The following is a 17,332-nucleotide window of genomic DNA, read 5'->3' on the forward strand; positions in this document are numbered from 1 at the left end:
AAAGGAAGGAAATCATGGGATGCGGTGGATGTGCCGGAAGCAGAGGATGCTCAACTGTAACTAACGGATTACCAAAGGCTTGCGGTACCTGCGGAAGCGGGAGCTGTAACAAGCTGAACGTGTATGACTGGCTGGCAAACATGGAATTGCCTGCCGGGCAGAAAGCATTTGATGTAGTAGAAGTCCGCTTTAAAAACAGCCGAAAGGAATTTTTCCGAAACGTGAATAACCTGCCTTTGTCCATGGGTGAAGTTATAGCAGTAGAAGGAACCAGCGGGCATGACATCGGAACTGTTTCGGCTTCCGGAGAAATCGTTAAACTTTTGTTGAAGCGTAAAGGAATTAATTTTGATTCCTCGGAGATCAGGAAGGTATACCGGATAGCAAAACCAGCAGATCTGGAGAAGTGGAAAGAAGTGCAGGCGCTGGAGGTAAAAACGATGTACCATGCAAGAACCATTGCGGTCAAACTGGGTCTGCAGATGAAAATTTCTGATGTAGAGTATCAGGGTGATGGGATGAAGGCCACGTTTTATTACACAGCTGACGACCGTGTGGATTTCAGGGAACTCATTAAAGTACTGGCATCTGAATTCAGGGTGCGAATAGAAATGCGTCAGATCGGGGCACGGCAGGAAGCATCCCGCCTGGGGGGCATCGGTTCCTGCGGACGAGAACTCTGCTGCTCCACCTGGTTAACCGATTTCCGGACGGTTAATACCGGTGCGGCCCGTTACCAGCAACTTTCTCTCAATCCGCTTAAGCTTGCCGGTCAGTGCGGAAAACTCAAATGTTGCCTGAATTATGAACTGGATGCTTACATGGATGCGCTGAAGCATATTCCGGAGAGCAACATTAAACTGCAGACACAGAAAGGACCTGCCTTCCACCAGAAAACAGATATTTTCCGCGGCATGATGTGGTATTCCTATGAAAGTGAACCCTCCCGGTTCATTGCGCTGAGTGCCGTTACTGTAAAAGGAATCATTGAAATGAACAAGGGCGGACAATCTCCTGCGGAACTGGTAGATGAAATACAGGCTTTCCGCGCAGTAGAAAAATCAGCCTTACCTGATTTTGAAAATGTAGTGGGGCAGGATAGTCTGACTCGCTTTGATCACAAGAGAAAAAAACACAAGGGCGGTAAAAACCGTCATAGAGGCGGGCAGGAAAAACAAGCAAAGTCCAAAGGCGGACAGGCACAAGAACAGAATAAAAATCAGGGCAACAGGAATCACCGAAATCGCCGCAATAACCCGAACCGCAACAAACCTCCAGGCAAGTGACCAGGAAATTGTCTCTCCTTCTCACTGTTTCCCTGCTGATCCTGAGTTCCTGTGATCCGCTGAGGGTTTATGAAGAAAATAAAGAAATTGAAGGGGATTCATGGAAAGCTTCAGACAAAAAGATTTTTGAATTCCGGATGGAGGATACGGTGAGCCCCTTCAACGTTTTTATCAATGTACGCCATCGCGGCGATTACCCCTACTCCAACCTGTACTTGTTTATTACTACGCACAGACCCGACGGAAAAATGTCTGTTGATACAGTTGAATGTATGTTGCAGGGTAATGAAGGAAAATGGCTGGGAGACGGCATTGGAGATTTGTACCATAATCGTTTGTTTTTTCGCTCCGGTGTGCGTTTCCCTGTAAAAGGAGACTACTCTTTTACCTTTGAGCAGGCGATGCGCACAGATGAACTTCCGCATATTACAGACATCGGCATGCGGGTTGAAAAAATGCCATAGCCCGTTAGAAAAAACGACGGACATCTGTTTCCCCGGGCAATGTTGCCACCCCCCTGAGATATTTCAGAAATAGTTCTGAATAATAAGGAGAAATCAAGGCTCCCTTCGTTCCCAAGCCATTGAATATGTGCAACTGTGAATGTGCAGGATGCGAGCCGAGCATAGGTGTGCGACCCACCGCTGCCGGCCGTACACCGGCTTCGTGTTTGAGAACAGTGAACTCACGTGTAACAAGATATCGCAGTTTTTCCAGCAATTCTTCCTTCGCCTTTTCCTCCGGTTCATCATCCAAACGGTGCCATGAAAACGTAGCGCCCACTTTATAAACATCCTTCCCTTTCGGAATAATGTATACCCCCTTATTGATGACCTCATTCAGGTTAAGTCCGGGAATATGAACGGTGAGTATCTCGCCTTTTACGGGAGCGAATCCCGCCTCCGTAAACCAAGGATTTAAAAATCCCTTGTGTCCTTCACAGAAGATCACGCCGCTGTATTCTTCTCCCTTCCAGCGAACGCCCCCCGAAATCAATTCCATCTCTTCATGCCGGAAAGGGCATTCTAAAAGTATTCCGGCCTGTCGCCACTGTTCTCCCGCACATTCTATCAATCCCCTCATATCAAGTATACCGCCTGACAACACACGTGCATATCCGAATGGAGTGCGGATACCGGAGTCATGTTCAGTTCGGAGACATGCCTCTTCAGCAAATCCTTGCAGTTCCGATACACGCTTTTCTTCCCAGAACGCACGATCTCTTTGATCGCCAAATATCTTTACCAGCGGTGTCGGGTTGTAAAAAGTTTTACCAAACTGGCTTTCACACCATAAATAGAATTCCCGGGCCTTCTGCAACATGTCGCCGGCCTGCTGAGGTAAGGCAAGGCGTTTCAGCACCACGGGATTGACAATCCCACCCGCAATTCGGGAGCAGGAACTCAAGGAAGGGTCATCTGCCACACGAAAATCAATGCCTTCCTGAAACAGCCTGCATCCTACCACCGTACCGGCCAGCCCCCTGCCAACCACCAAGTATCTTTCCCCGTTCATTTTCATTGGCGAAATTACGCTATCTTTAGTTCCCCTGATGAGCAGTGAAAGAACAAAGCAGGTACTTGGAAAACGGGAATATGTGGACTTTCCGGACCTGGATCTTTTTGGGATTAACGCCAAAATAGATACCGGGGCCTATACCACGGCCTTGCATTGCCACGGGGTCCGGTTGAAGAAGGCGGGTGAAAAAGAGTTACTATGTTTTACACCCCTGGGCAAAGGTGAGGATGCGGGAGCCCGTGAGTTCTGTGTTACTGAATTTCACACCAAGTTAGTGCGTAACTCTTTCGGCGACAGTGAAGAACGTTACATGATTAAAACACGGATCCGCATCGGCAGAAAAACCATTCGTGCACTGATCTCACTCTCCGACCGGAGCGGGATGCGTTATCCTGTACTCATTGGCCGTAAGCTGTTAAAAAAACGCTTCCTCGTGGACGTAGAACTGGAACACGCGGGGCGTAAACTGAAAAAGAAAAAATCACGGTTATGAATATTGCCGTTCTCTCCCGAAATCCAAACTTGTACAGTACCCGCCGCATTGTGGAAGCAGGAAAAAAGCGTGGACACTCCATGCATGTACTGGATCACACCAAATGTGTTCTCGTTTTGGAAAAAGGACATCCGCATGTTTTCTACAAAGGCGAAGAGGTTAAGAGCGTTCAGGCCATTATTCCCCGCATAGGCGCCTCCGTTACTTTCTATGGTTCTGCGGTGGTGCGTCAATTTGAACAGATGCATATTTTCTCTTCGGTGGAATCCCAGGCCCTGGTCCGTTCGCGTGATAAACTGCGTTCACTGCAGTTGCTTGCCAAGGCCGGTATTGATATGCCCAAAACGGCGTTTGCCTCCAGTCCGAAAAATATTGACAACGTGATTCAGCAGGTAGGCGGCGCACCCTGTGTTATTAAATTGCTGGAAGGAACACAGGGTATCGGAGTGATTCTGGCGGAGACACATAATTCCGCAAAGTCAGTGATCGAAGCATTCCTGGACGTAAAGGTGAATATTCTTGTTCAGGAATTTATCGCCGAAGCGAAAGGGGCCGACATCCGTGCGTTTGTAGTAGATGGCCAGGTAGTAGGCGCCATGCGCCGCAAAGGTGCACCGGGTGATTTCAGAAGTAACCTTCACAGGGGAGGAAGTGCAGAAGTGATTAATCTGAGTGCTGAAGAAAAAGCTACAGCTATTAAATCGGTGAAGAAACTGGGACTGGCGATTGCCGGTGTTGATATGCTTCAGAGTAAACGCGGTCCGTTGGTAATGGAGGTGAATTCATCTCCCGGATTGGAAGGTATTGAGGGCGCCACTAAAGTGGACATCGCGGGAAAGATCATTGAATACGTAGAACGCAACGAATTTCATCCTCATCTCTGATACATGCCGGCCGTAATTATTATCAATAAGCAGGCGATCGCACCCGGTGAAAACAAAGAGGTTACTCTGAATATTTACCGTCTTCCCACACGCACAGTGATGGAAATTCCGGTACACGTATTCAGGTCAAGTGAAGAGGGCCCCTGTGTGCTGATCTCCGCGGGTTTGCATGGCGATGAGATCAACGGCATTGAGATTATACGTACTCTTCTCCGTGAGGGGCATTTTACCAGGCTGAAAAAAGGCAGCGTGCTTGCCATGCCCATCATCAATATTATATCTTTTCTAAGTGGTTCACGGGAATTGCCGGACGGAAAAGATCTGAATCGCTGCTTTCCCGGCTCGGTTAGCGGATCACTTGGCAGCCGGATCGCGTATGATCTCATGCAACAGGTTATTCCGCAGATTGATCTCGGAATTGACTTTCATACAGGCGGCGCCAAGATCAATAACTTTCCGCAGGTACGGTGTACGTTCGATGAAGAGAAGAATCTGGAATACGGAAAATTATTCGGAGCACCTTTCGTAATCAATTCGGCCCTCCGTGAAAAATCGCTGCGGGCGGAAGCTGCGCGGCTGGGGAAACCTATCCTGGTTTACGAGGCAGGAGAATCCATGCGTTTCAATTCGCTGGCTATCGGCGAAGGGGTGAGCGGATGTCTGCGGCTGCTTCATGGGTTGGGAATGTTGGATGCTGAAACTGCACCAAACAACACCCGGATCCTTATGGAATCCCGATGGATTCGTGCGGGAATGTCAGGGCTTTTTCGTACCCGTAAAAAATATGGAGCTCCGGTAAAAAAAAATGAAGTGGTAGGGTGGATCTCCGATCCCTTCGGCGAAACTGAACTCGAACTGCTCGCTCCTTCCAACGGTTACATCGTGGGTATCAATAACCAACCGGTGGTGAATGAAGGAGATGCCCTTATCCATATCGGAGTAGAGTAAAGAATACCGGCTGAAAAACTGAAAAATGCTTGAAAATAAAAACAGCAGAACCGAATTAAGTGCACTGGGAGAGTTCGGACTCATTCACGAACTCAGCAAACACGTCACAATAAAAAACCAGAGCACGCTCAAGGGTATCGGCGACGATTGCGCGGTGCTGGATCATGGCGGGAAGAAGCTTTTACTCACAACGGACATGCTGCTAGAGGGAATACACTTCGATCTGGCCTATGTTCCGTTAAAACATCTTGGTTATAAGGCCATCGCAGTGAATGTATCCGACATCTGCGCCATGAACGGCACACCAGCCCAGGTGCTCGTGGCACTGGGTATTTCCAACCGTTTCTCACTGGAGGCAGTAGAAGAGCTTTACAGCGGCATGCTGCTGGCCTGCGAAAAATACGGAGTGGATCTGGCCGGCGGTGACACCAGCGCGTCCCGCAGCGGACTCACGATTGCAGTCACTGCGATCGGAACAGGGGAGGAAGGAAAGATCGTTTACCGGAGCGGGGCCTGTGAAACCGACCTGATCTGTGTAACCGGGGATCTTGGTGGCGCGTATATGGGACTGCAACTGCTGGAGCGGGAAAAATCCGTTTTTCTCGATAACCCGAAAGTACAGCCGGATCTGGACGGGAACGATTACATACTTGAACGACAACTGAAACCTGAAGCCAGAACAGACATGATCACTCTGTTCCGTGAGCGGGGTATTCTACCTACTTCCATGATAGATATCTCCGACGGTCTGGCCTCTGAACTACTTCACCTCTGTCATGCCTCAGGGAAAGGTTGCCAGGTATATGAGGAAAAGTTTCCCCTAGATCATCTGACTTCGGAGCGTGCGAAAGAATTCGGACTGGATCCCACTCTTTGCGCGCTCAGCGGCGGTGAGGATTATGAATTACTGTTCACACTCCCTTTAAAACAATTCGACTTTATCAAGAATGATCCCAATATAACAGTCATCGGCCACGTCACTTCACAGGAAAGCGGCTGCAACATGGTTACACGGGGCGGAAGTCTGGCAGAGATTACCGCGCAGGGCTGGGATGCTTTTCTCAGGAAATAATCAGGCCGGCTGTTGTTCGGCAACCACATCCCGGAAGCGCCGGCGGGCAGTTTTACTCTTTGCCCAGGACAGAATATCAAAGTACTCAAAAACCGTACGCTCGAAAGGGTCCGCTTTCAATTGTTCCAGCGCTAATACAAAATCATGGTAAAGTTCTGTATTCTGACTTCCGTTGCCATCCTTCATCAGGCGGTTCATAAACTCAAGGAACACCGTCTCAAATTTATATACCCGCTTGCGGGTTTTCAGATAACGTTGCGCTGACTTGTAGGAATACGGGATGAGATCGTCATTGCCCAGCTCCAGATGTATCACCAGATCCATAATTCTGGCAAAACAATGAATATCCTGACTCTCTGCAATGTCCTGATCATTCAGCAGGGTGTTCACAAACCGAAGTGCCTTGTTATACTCTTCAATGCCAAAATAAGAAACGGCCATATTTAGTAAAAAATAGCCCCGGCGCGTAGGATTGATTTTCCCCCGATATTTTTCCAGTCCTTCCTCAATTTTCGGAATCAATGCAATGGATTTTTCAAATTCTCCCATTGAGTTGTGCAATGTAATGGCGATACTGTTGGCAGAAGAAAAAAGTTTTATCTCCAAATCCTCGTTGTGGGAAAGATCGAACGTTTCCGGAACCGCATTCAGCTTGGCCAGATTGGCAAATGCTTCCGGGTAATGTTTCAGCTGTGTTCCGACATAGATGGCATTGGTAAGAATAGAAAAATAAATATTGGGTTCTTCCCTGAAAATATCCGGATTCTGCTCGATCAGGGCGATATTCTTCTTCAGATGCTCATAACAGGCCGGATGATCGTCTATCCCAAAATAATAGGCCGAAAAAATATGATGAAACAGGTACTTGGTCTCCTGCGTAAGCGCCTGCCCTTCCGATTGAAGGAGGGGGTGAGAAATAATCGCACGAAACTTTTTGAGATCTTCCGTGCTGCGTGCCTTTCCCGCCTTATGAAGCAGCATGAAAAAGCGGCTCTTGATATTCCAGAAATCGTTGAAGTTTTTGATCTTCCGGGCAATGTCCTCGTCCTCACCCATAAGGTTATTGATATCATCGTCTGTTTTTCCCGAATAATTTTCGGTCTCAATCAGGCGCTTCTCCCAAAGACGGATCGCCGGCAGGGACTCATACCGCTCATATTTTAATGCCGTTTTTCTGGCACCCGACAGTACACGGGCACACTGGTCATACAGCGTTTTCTTAAATAGTATCTCTGCGTAATGAAGATCACGTTTCAGCCGTGCGTCAATAGAACTCTGTGTATGGAATGCATCCAGACTCCGGAGTACACTTTCATAGAGCCGGTTTTTCGCAATAGAAAAATTATTCAGGACGGGATCATGCTCCAGTTTTTCAAAAATGGCCGCTTCATCATATATGTTTTGCTCTGAAATGAGATCAAAAAGCAGGGCGTATTTGTTTTCCTCCGCTGAAACATGGCGTGATGCGAATAACTTGAAGTTCCGCTTTTCAGCTTTGGTAAGGGAACGGATAAGTTTGTGCAGATGATCGCTTGCTTTGTTAGACATGTTAAAATATACGTTAATTTATGAATACAATATGAAAATGCCCGGAAAAATGCCACTACCAAGTAATATGAGAACTCACGCTGTTTTATGGCATTTATGCTTCATTATTTAGACTTTTGCATTGATTTTATCTTGTTTTTGCCAATTACTTTCAAATAAGGTACGAAACAATTTCTTTAAAAGCCACCAATTTCCTTAAAATACGGACACGTGCGATTGAATTTAAACATGTTAATTTAATGAACATTTCGATCAATTGAAAGCAAATCAATATATCTAATTGTTTATCAATGATTTAAATGTTTCCAGATACGTCGGATATGTTAAACTACCTGAAAAGTGCACTTGGAAGCCGGAGAGGACGGGTAATAGATTTGAAGTAAGAGTCGCAGAAAGGTTCACCGGAAACAATATGGGGATGTTGTTAAACCGGTGAATCGAGCGGCTCGCCTGAACATCCTCCCAACTAATTAATTGCAATATGAAAATCTTAACGACATTGCTTTCGTGCGTAGCTCTAAGCGGCTTTTCACAATCCTTTGCTACCGACTATCTTGATATTGCCAATATTAAGGCCATGTTTGGAAGCTCGGGCGTTCTTTTCTGGAATGGCTCTACCTATTCTTTCGAGGTACCCAAAGACAGCGGGAAGCATACCTTGTTTGCCGGCAATCTCTGGATGGGCGGTATTGATGCACAAGGCGCTCTTCATGTAGCAGCACAAACCTACCGGCAAATGGGCGCTGACTATTTTCAGGGACCAGTAATGAATAATTCAGCCTATTCCCCCTCTCAGGATCTGCTGTGGGATAAAGTATGGAAGATCAATAAAAGTATGATAGATAGTTTTAAGCTGGGATTATATACAAACTTACCTCCGGTGCTGCAAAACTGGCCCGGAAACGGAAATGTTTCTCTCGGTCAGGCTGCTCAACTGGCACCGTACAAAGACGTCAACGGAGATGGAATTTACAATCCTTCCAACGGTGATTACCCCTGCATCAAAGGAGACCAGGCAGTATATTTTATTTTTAATGACGACAGAAATAACCATACCGAAAGTAACGGCCAGAAGATTAAGGTTGAGGTACACGGAATGGCATATGCGTTTAACGATACAGTCTATCCGCATCTGAAAAATACGGTATTTCTAAACTACCGAATCATTAACAGATCCGCTCAGCCTTACTATTCCTTTTATATCGGAATGTGGAATGACTTTGACATAGGAGATTCTTCTGACGACTTCATAGGCAGCGATGTAAAAGGGAATTACTTCTTCGGATATAATGGAGACAATAATGATGGGACCAGTATCGGATACGGGGCGTCGCCACCGGCTCAGGGAACCGTGTTTCTGAAAGGCCCCGGAGCAGATTTAGGTGATGGTCTGGACAACAATCACAACTGCCTCATTGATGAACCATTCGAACAATGTATGATGAACTATTTCACTTACTATAACAATGATTTCTCCGCAATTGGGAATCCAACATCGGATACTGCATACTATCGCTTCACCCACGGGATCTGGAAGGATGGATCGAATATGACCTATGGAGGAAATGCCTACGGGGGCGTCACCGTCTGTTCCTACATGTTTCCGGGAAGTTCCGATCAATCCATCGGCTGGGGAACCGGCGGATCCTGCACGAATCCATCCGTACAGCCTCCCTGGGATGAAACCTCCAGCGGAAACATGCCTGCTGACCGGAGAGGAATTGGCTCCTGCGGGCCCTTTACCTTCAACGCGGGAGAAGAATTATGTCTTGATTTCGCTTTTGTATTTGCCCGAGGTCCCAATGGTAATCTTTCGAACATAACGCTACTTTCTTCGGCCGTTGATACCATTCGCTATTTCTATACAACTAACAACCTTGACACCTGCGGATGCTATAGTGGTCCTCTTTCAGTCGTTGAGACCGACCAGCCCATTCAGTTGCGATTGGCCCCGAATCCTGCCGGTGATCTATTAACAATTGAAACAGATCATGTGCTCTCTTCGCTCCTTTACATTTATGATCTCCAGGGAAATATCCTTTTGAAAAAAACAACAGAGACTCCGGTAACCAATATTGATATCCGCCACCTCTCACCGGGTGTGTATTTCATCAGCATTCAAAACAGCAAAGGCACCGTTGCAAAGAAATTTATCAAAGAATGAGATCAAGCCCGCTAAAAATCTGTTCGTCTCACCCTCCTGATAAAATAGAACAGAGGTATCAGGAACCAGGCCAGCATGGCAGTCATTGACAGGATCATTCCGCTGGTTTCTCCAAAAAAGCTGTTGATCACTGCACCGGTATAACCCATCAGAGCAGATATATCCAGCTGAAGGAGAATAAAAACCCTGGAAAGGTCAATAGGATTCAGTAAGGTGAGCACCACTGCAGGTGTTTCCAGCGGGTATTCACTGAACGCTACAAAAAACAAAAGGATCAGTCCATCGTAGATCACTGCAGTATACAGCCAGAACAGAATCGCCAGACCGAAACCCTTTACCCTGTTCTCATTCAGCAGGGCAATACAGAAAGCCACGGCAGAATAGATCATCGTCAGCATCACACCGGAGAGGATAAGCGCGAGGAAATTCCATACCTCCCCCGAAACCAGCAGCCCGTACACGGTAAAAGGTATGAATACCCCCAGAAAAAAACCCGCTGCCAGTGAAACTGACATCCCGAAAAACTGTCCCAGAAAAATATCTGTTCTCTTCAGCGGTTGCGCCAGCAACAATTCGATGAAATCTCTTGAATGATAATAATACATCACCGAAAACACCGTACTCACCATTGGCGTAATGATGATAGTAATCTGCATAAGGTTCACAATCGCCTTTGATAAACTCCCTGAAAAGCCCAGCAGTCCGGTTGCGGACAACAAAAAAAACAGAAAATACATCAGGGTCCACCGACTCCTGAGGCCGTCATAAAAGGTATATTTAAATATTCTTCTCAATGGTTCTGCGTTTCTCTGGCGCTCAGCATGCGGGCGATCGCCCTTTCCAGGGTAGATTCCTTCTGAGTAATCTTTAACTCTTCCGGACTACCACGGTAATACACTTTTCCGTCCAGCAGAAAGATGATTTCCTGCGACAGCTCTTCCACTTCATTCATCAGATGGGTAGTAAGTAATATCGTTTTCCCCCTGTCACGCTCCTTCAAAACATAGTCCCTGAAAATGATTCTTGAAACGGGATCAAGTCCGGCTGTCGGTTCATCAAATATATACAGGTCGGGATTGAACATTAACGCCATCACCATATTTACCTTCTGACGTGTTCCGCCGGACAAGTGTCCCAGCTTTTTTGACAAAAAGGGAAGCAGTTTCAAGGCTTCCGTGATCTCCTCTCCCCTCGCTTCTGAGTTCCTGAGGTCCGCCACCATTCTGAAAAGTTCACTTACCGTCAGATTCTCCGGAAAACGTGCCACCTGAGGCAAATAACCAATGTTTTTTCTGTAATCCCACCTGCCGGCGATCTGCTCCCCGTTAACAAAAATGCCTCCTCCGTCCGGCTTAACCATTCCCAATATAGACTTGATCAGCGTTGTTTTACCGGAGCCATTTGGTCCCAGGATGGCGACTGATTTCCCTCCTTCCACACTGAAACTGACATCCTTTAAAACATGCAGCTTCCCAAAACGTTTGCTGACATGACTGATCTCTACCATTTTATTTCCTTCATTCGTGGTGCTTGATCCAGCAACAGCTCCGGGGTGAGAACGGGGGTGATCTTCTCTGAAACATCCAGCAGATTAACAAACAGGCTTCTCATGAGTATAACCGATGCAGGCACTTCCTCAACAAGATAAGTAAATAACTTTACCGGTCGGTGCGGAATATCACCCACTCCGTCCTTATTCATATCATATCCGGAATAATCCGACCAGTAATTTTCCGCGAAATTATTCCGGTTATGCGCACTATTCGTTACCACTTCAAACGTATTGCTCATAAAATTATTCAGGCGGATAGCATTCTCCTCACAGTTCCCGAGAATCTTCAGCGCCCAACCGTTATTGATAAAATAATTATTCGTGATTGAAGTCCGCAAAACTCCCTCGGAGTAAATTCCGACCGGGTTACGCCGGAATATATTGTACCCGATATAACTATCTGAAATGTCCTTTAGCAGAATTCCATTGGAGATGGAGCTCCAGTTGTCCGCAAAAACATTTTCCTTCATGACAATCTTCTTTGAATACATTACAGCCACCCCTGCCCCATTATCGGAAAAACTATTTCTTCTGTATTCATTCTCCCCTGAGAACATGAAATGGAGTCCGTAACGAACATTCTGACGGCTGATATTTCCTGAAAAACTATTTTTCTCTGAAAATTCAATGTAAATCCCATCGCGGTGGCGCGTGATATAATTTCCGGATACTACAATCCCGTTACAGGTAAATATCTGTATTCCATTGCCATTTCTTGTTTCGCTCTTCGCTGAACCTCTGATAATATTTCCGGTCAGCCGGCTTTTCTGTACATGACTGAGGTAAATGCCGAAAAAGCAATTCAGCAGAATACAATTCTTAACCACACAGGATTCCGACTTTTTGATAAGGATCCCTGCCCTGTCTTCCGTGTAACTGACACCGGTATTCCGGATCACCAGGTTTTCCAGAGTTACTGAATCAGAGAATACCTTGAGTATAGTTCCTCCATTATTTCCGTCCAGGTACACCCGGCCTTCTCCGCGAATGGTGATGGGCCGGATAATTTCCGTGCCAAGCAGCTGATATACGCCGGGTAAGAGGGTAATCACATCACCCCCGGAAGAAGCATTAAGCGCATTCAGAAATGCCCTGGTGTTGTCTGCTTTCCACTCACGGGCATTTAAACATGCCGAGAGCAAAGTTCCGACTATCCAAAAAGCGATCTTCTTCATGATCCGTGATGCTTTTCCGGATGATCATTCTGAGAAGCGCTCTCTTAAATTTACCCAGTCCAGTTTCTCGCCCTCTCCCCGCACATCTATTTTGTCGCGCTCATGAGAATTTTCATATGCTGATAAAAAAGCGCCCATAGGACTGGGAACATCCTTACTGATAAGATAACTCGCACGGGAAGCATCAATCCATTCACCGGGCCTGGTACAATCCGTGGTCAGGATATACTTAAAATCCATATTTCCCTTATTATACCCGCTATTCAGAAACCAAATCATACACTCCACCGAGTCAAATTTATAAATCTTCCCCTTCATTGTGACCAGTTCGCTTCCGAACTTATGATCACTAATAATCATGGAACAATGGGCACACTGATCGTGGCCGTAACGTATAGCTTGCGGCTCAGCAGTACACCCATAAAGGAAAAACAGCGAAATACATCCCATAAACTTTATCCATGCAGGTAGGTGAAACAGCTTCCCCATACGCGTCGCAGGAAGCGAGAGAGCGGAAAGACGCCCCTTTTCCTGCATGGAGATATCCTTTTGTTGGTGTTCTGAACCAGTGTCTACCGGTGCGGATGATTCCTCGTGGGTAGGTGTACGATACGCCATAAATACAGACAATCCGGAAATAAAAATGGCGAAAGCGAAACAAACTCCTCCCGTATAAGGGTAGGATCTGGCGGTAATATTCAGCAACTGTTTCTCTCCGAAAAGGGGTGGCTTATATGTTGCCCCCTCTATACGAATAGGAGCACGCGGATCAAGGTCACGTCCATAATCACTTTCCCAACGGTTCAGGTCATAGATTCCCGCAACTCCCAACACAACCGAGACCGTGAACCACACAGCCATTCCACTTCGCTTTCCAACAAGGGCGGAAATCGCGCCCAGCACCAACAATGCGATCAGAATGTATTTCATGTACTGAAGTTCCGGAATGGAGTCAGGTTCAATACGTTTCATCCCGATATAGTGGTTGAGCAGATTTATATTTTCCAGGTCGTTCTCACCTGCACCGGTAACGGTATTGTAGTGAATAAACATCGTAAGCCCTTCCGGATATTGCGGTGCCTCCAGCTCAATCTGCCAAATAGGTGTGATAAACACCGGGAGGATAAAAAACAAGGAAAGAATAAAAAATGCCCTTGAAATAAAATTGGCCTTTTTCTCCGCAATGATTTCCATAAATTTCTCTATTTAAAAAAAGAAGCAGGAGTTTTCTCTCCTGCTTCTAACCCAACCTCTATTGCCCCTCGTTCAGGCTCCATTTCAGGGGAGTGTTTGCGCTCTGATCAGACACTCTGATATATCCCTGCATTTCCTGGTGAAGAGCCGAACAAAAATCTGTACAGTAGAAAGGATACACGCCCGGAGTCTTCGGCTCCCAACGGAGCGTGGATGTTTCTCCCGGCATAATCAGCAATTCCGAATTACCGGCTCCCTTGACGGCAAAGCCGTGAGGAATATCCCAGTCCTGCTCCAGGTTGGTTATATGCCAGTAAACAACATCACCCACCTTGATTCCCTCGATATTATCCGGGGAGAAGTGCGAACGTATGCAAGTCATATAAATATGAACTTCATTACCCTTCCGCACCACTTTGGATTCCTTCTCAGTTTTGGTTACATATTCGTGATGATTCTCCTCCAGCTTATAAATCTTTGTGCTATTTTTCATGATAAGATCTGCCGCACAAGCCTGCGCGTAATGCGGTTCTCCCACGGTCGGAAAATCAAGCAACAGTTTCATTTTTTCCCCAGAAATGTCAATCAGTTGTGCCGACTGCGTTAATTCAGGACCGGTGGGGAGGTAGCGGTCTTTTGTGATCTTATTCAGCGCGATCACATATTTCCCCTTTGGATTTTTGCTGTCACCCTCAGGAATACAAAGGTGTCCTATAGAATAATATGTAGGAATGCGATCTACAACTTCCCAGGTGCCCAGTTTCCACTTCACAATCTCTGAAGAAAGGAACATGGACGTATAACCGTAGCCCTGGTCATCAAACTCGGTGTGCAATGGTCCGAGCCCGGGCTTCTGAACTTCTCCGGCAATTACCGCATCGTATTTCAGTACAGGTATACCATTCACTTCCCCATCGAATGCTTTGCTGTCTATCGCTTTGATCATCTTTTCGAAAGAATATACCGGAATCATGGCTGCGAGTTTACCGCCGGCGCAGATGAATTCTCCGGTTGGACTCACATCTACGCCATGCGGCGATTTCGGACAGGGCATAAAATAAACTACACCCGGGCACTCCTTCGGATCAAGCAATTTCTGATTCTTCAGCAGCTCCGATACCACCAGGTGCTTATCCTCCTGCAGCACATTATGGCAATAAGGCGTATTCATATCCTTCACCTTCCCGGCCTCCAGATACTCAATCGCTTTTTTCCAGTTTACAGCCAGGATAAAATCCTTGTCATTCTGGCTGGCATTGGCCTCGAGCATGGTATTGGCCTGCTCGCTGTTATAGCAGGTGAAAAAGGTCCAGTCTTTGGAAACACCCTTGCCCGCGCGATTTTTATCATAATCGAATGGCGGAGCCAGGATCTGAACCGCAAGACTCATATTCCCTGTCTTATCATCCACTTTAATCAGAGAAATCAATCCGTTGAAATTCTCCTTGTAAGTGGAAATAGGCACATCCCGGTTATCCGGCACAGGTACGCTGAAACGTCCGCCGGCCACCAGGTACTCCGTGTTCTCCGTGCAATAGGGAGATGGGTGGTTTCCTCCACTATTAGGAATTTCAATAATCTCTGCCGTTTTAAAAGTTTTCAAATCAATCCGTGCAATCCGCGGGGTGTTGTTTTCATTAATAAACAGCCAGCGTCCATCGGCATTCCCTCCGGTTTTGGAAAGTACAGGATGGTGTGCATCACCCCAGGGAACAAATCCATGCGAAGTCATCAACATGGGCTTGGTTTCTTCGCTGTAACCATATCCCTTTTCTGCATCCTGCGAAAAAACAGGTATTACGCGGAACAGGCGTCCGGACGGTAGCCCGTAAACGCTCACCTGACCGCTGAATCCCCCGGAAGCGAACATATAAAAGTCGTCGTATTTCCCCGGTGCTACATACACTGCATCTGCAGCATTACCGGCACCAGCGGCCAGATTAGTTTCTTTCTCACCGCATGCCCCGATCAGTACCGAGGCGAAGGCAAAGATTAAAGCAATTTTTCCTGTTGATCTCATAATGATATGTATTTATTTATAATTTTTATTTATCCAACGATCTGAAATATTCCAGAATGTTTCTCGCCTCCTCTTCCGTAAGACTTTGATTGGCCATTGGAGCCATGTATTGGGCGAGCAACTCTTTAGCCACAGGATCTTTTTCTGTCATCTCCACCGGGTTCAGGATCATATTCATCACCCACTCCGGCGTGCGCCGTTTTGTTACACCCTGCAACGGAGGGCCAACGTGTTTGGCATCCCATTTATGGCAAGCCGTACATTTATTCTCATATAATGCCTTCCCCTTTTCGCTCATTTCTGTGCTGATATCCCCAAGCGAAACAGTTTTAACAGGTCCGATCCCCTTGTTTGACATAGGATCAGTGTTCGTCGGAGTTTCGCCAGACACTGTTGTTTCTGTGGTATTGACCGGTGCCGGGGTTCCCGCGTTTTCACCACAGGATGAAAATAAATATACTGCCAGTCCGAAGACTCCCCCCACTACTAAATGCGCTTTGCTTTTCATAATCACTCCGTTTTTACGGTACGAAGTACGCAACAGCGCGATAACTGAAAGATGACTGATGTCAGCCGGAAAAATACTTTTTCGTAGGATACCCGAAACGTGAGTTCAGACAGAAGACCTTGCCACCAGTTCCTCCGGATTCATTATGCGAATCTTTTTCCCCGAAAGCTCTATGAGTCCGTCCTTCTGAAAATCAGACAGAACTTTAGATACTTGTTCTTTTGTTGTGGCTGCATACTCCGCCCATTCGGTACGACTCAGCATCGCGCCCAGGTGGCCGGTCGGATCCACCCCAAACTTCTTCCTCAGCTGTAACAGCGCCTGGGCCATTTTTTCCGGAACCCTCATCTGAGCCAAATTCATCTCCCTTTCTTCCGAATCCTTTAATTCGTTAGCCATGAATAATAATAAAGTGTGAGACAGCTGGAAATTATTCATGAGTAACCGCATAAAATCTTCCCGTTTGAAACCACACACCATACTATCCTCCAATACAATCCCCGAAACAGGATAGCTTTCACCATAAATTCCGCGATGTCCGAAAATATCGCCCGGAGCAGAAAATCTCAGTATAGTATGCCTGCCCTCATTACTTACCTTTATCACCTTGGCCTTGCCGGAAAGAATAAAATAGATTTGCGAGGACGGGTCGCCCTGTGTAAAAACAGCCTGTCCCTTACTAAAGAACTCTGTCCGGCGGGATGCGTCCATTTTCCGCAGCTGCTCATCATCTGAAATTTCCCGTACAAGGCATTTATTCCTGCACCGGAGGCAGGAAACCGTTCCGGCAACTTCCTTCTGGGCGATCATCTCGGGTGGGTAAACTTTCATGCTTGATCATTTATCTTTCACGCCGTTTATAGAGAATCATGATTAAAAGCAGAAACCTTCATGACCAAAGTTACCTGCCCTACTCCTCTCCGGCATACATCAAAGGTATTTCTGGGCGTTTTTTCGTCAACTGACAATG

At 46.6% G+C, this 17,332-nt stretch carries 16 protein-coding genes; 7 read left to right on the forward strand and 9 right to left on the reverse strand.

Going from position 1 to position 17,332, the window contains the following annotated elements; all coding sequences use genetic code 11:
- Positions 1-14 precede the first annotated feature (14 nt).
- Together IT233_03895 and IT233_03900 are read left to right on the forward strand one after the other, a co-directional pair.
- Positions 15-1,286 carry a hypothetical protein gene (locus IT233_03895; GenBank protein MCC7301765.1) on the forward strand — a complete coding sequence of 424 codons (1,272 nt, stop codon included), beginning with the start codon at positions 15-17 and terminating at the stop codon, positions 1,284-1,286.
- Complete coding sequence (locus IT233_03900; protein ID MCC7301766.1) at positions 1,283-1,750, forward strand: gliding motility lipoprotein GldH; 468 nt, start codon at positions 1,283-1,285, stop codon at positions 1,748-1,750. Before IT233_03895 ends, IT233_03900 begins: the two co-directional genes overlap by 4 nt.
- 4 nt (positions 1,751-1,754) lie before the next feature.
- On the opposite strand, the gene IT233_03905 is transcribed toward IT233_03900, so the two are convergent.
- The gene (locus IT233_03905) at positions 1,755-2,801 is read right to left on the reverse strand and encodes an FAD-dependent oxidoreductase (protein MCC7301767.1); all 1,047 of its coding nucleotides are present in this window, start codon (positions 2,799-2,801) and stop codon (positions 1,755-1,757) included.
- Between the two features lie 37 nt (positions 2,802-2,838).
- On the opposite strand from IT233_03905, the gene IT233_03910 reads away from it, so the two are divergent.
- Genes IT233_03910 through thiL form a run of 4 tightly spaced genes read left to right on the forward strand, consistent with a single transcriptional unit; the run spans position 2,839 to position 6,201 of the window.
- Positions 2,839-3,297, forward strand: coding sequence for an ATP-dependent zinc protease (locus IT233_03910; protein MCC7301768.1), 459 nt, complete (start codon positions 2,839-2,841; stop codon positions 3,295-3,297).
- Positions 3,294-4,181: a 30S ribosomal protein S6--L-glutamate ligase gene (rimK, locus tag IT233_03915; GenBank protein MCC7301769.1), complete on the forward strand. Its 888-nt coding sequence runs from the start codon at positions 3,294-3,296 to the stop codon at positions 4,179-4,181. Before IT233_03910 ends, rimK begins: the two co-directional genes overlap by 4 nt.
- Positions 4,182-4,184: 3 nt before the next feature.
- Positions 4,185-5,129 (forward strand): succinylglutamate desuccinylase/aspartoacylase family protein, encoded by a 945-nt coding sequence (locus IT233_03920; protein MCC7301770.1) that lies wholly within the window; start codon positions 4,185-4,187, stop codon positions 5,127-5,129.
- Positions 5,130-5,154: 25 nt separating this feature from the next.
- Positions 5,155-6,201 carry a thiamine-phosphate kinase gene (thiL, locus tag IT233_03925; protein MCC7301771.1) on the forward strand — a complete coding sequence of 349 codons (1,047 nt, stop codon included), beginning with the start codon at positions 5,155-5,157 and terminating at the stop codon, positions 6,199-6,201.
- Here the strand turns inward: thiL and IT233_03930 are convergent, their stop codons facing one another.
- Positions 6,202-7,749, reverse strand: a complete 1,548-nt coding sequence (locus IT233_03930; GenBank protein ID MCC7301772.1) for a hypothetical protein — start codon at positions 7,747-7,749, stop codon at positions 6,202-6,204.
- A 481-nt stretch (positions 7,750-8,230) separates the two neighbouring features.
- Between IT233_03930 and IT233_03935 the strand changes: the two genes are divergently transcribed.
- The gene (locus IT233_03935; GenBank protein ID MCC7301773.1) at positions 8,231-9,913 is read left to right on the forward strand and encodes a T9SS type A sorting domain-containing protein; all 1,683 of its coding nucleotides are present in this window, start codon (positions 8,231-8,233) and stop codon (positions 9,911-9,913) included.
- An 11-nt stretch (positions 9,914-9,924) separates the two neighbouring features.
- On the opposite strand, the gene IT233_03940 is transcribed toward IT233_03935, so the two are convergent.
- The 7 genes from IT233_03940 to IT233_03970 form a co-directional block, all read right to left on the reverse strand.
- Positions 9,925-10,707 carry an ABC transporter permease gene (locus IT233_03940; GenBank protein MCC7301774.1) on the reverse strand — a complete coding sequence of 261 codons (783 nt, stop codon included), beginning with the start codon at positions 10,705-10,707 and terminating at the stop codon, positions 9,925-9,927.
- Positions 10,704-11,420 carry an ABC transporter ATP-binding protein gene (locus IT233_03945; GenBank protein ID MCC7301775.1) on the reverse strand — a complete coding sequence of 239 codons (717 nt, stop codon included), beginning with the start codon at positions 11,418-11,420 and terminating at the stop codon, positions 10,704-10,706. Before IT233_03945 ends, IT233_03940 begins: the two co-directional genes overlap by 4 nt.
- Positions 11,414-12,640, reverse strand: a complete 1,227-nt coding sequence (gene nosD, locus IT233_03950) for a nitrous oxide reductase family maturation protein NosD (protein ID MCC7301776.1) — start codon at positions 12,638-12,640, stop codon at positions 11,414-11,416. The genes IT233_03945 and nosD overlap by 7 nt, the downstream gene beginning before the upstream one ends.
- Before the next feature lie 24 nt (positions 12,641-12,664).
- Positions 12,665-13,834: a nitrous oxide reductase accessory protein NosL gene (locus tag IT233_03955; GenBank protein ID MCC7301777.1), complete on the reverse strand. Its 1,170-nt coding sequence runs from the start codon at positions 13,832-13,834 to the stop codon at positions 12,665-12,667.
- Positions 13,835-13,892: 58 nt separating this feature from the next.
- Positions 13,893-15,854 carry a Sec-dependent nitrous-oxide reductase gene (gene nosZ, locus IT233_03960; protein ID MCC7301778.1) on the reverse strand — a complete coding sequence of 654 codons (1,962 nt, stop codon included), beginning with the start codon at positions 15,852-15,854 and terminating at the stop codon, positions 13,893-13,895.
- Positions 15,855-15,879: 25 nt separating this feature from the next.
- Entirely contained in the window at positions 15,880-16,362 is a 483-nt protein-coding gene (locus IT233_03965) for a cytochrome c (protein MCC7301779.1), read from the reverse strand.
- Between the two features lie 105 nt (positions 16,363-16,467).
- Positions 16,468-17,193: a Crp/Fnr family transcriptional regulator gene (locus IT233_03970; GenBank protein MCC7301780.1), complete on the reverse strand. Its 726-nt coding sequence runs from the start codon at positions 17,191-17,193 to the stop codon at positions 16,468-16,470.
- Positions 17,194-17,332 lie beyond the last annotated feature (139 nt).

Source organism: Bacteroidia bacterium (genome assembly GCA_020852255.1).
Classification (GTDB): domain Bacteria; phylum Bacteroidota; class Bacteroidia; order JADZBD01; family JADZBD01; genus JADZBD01.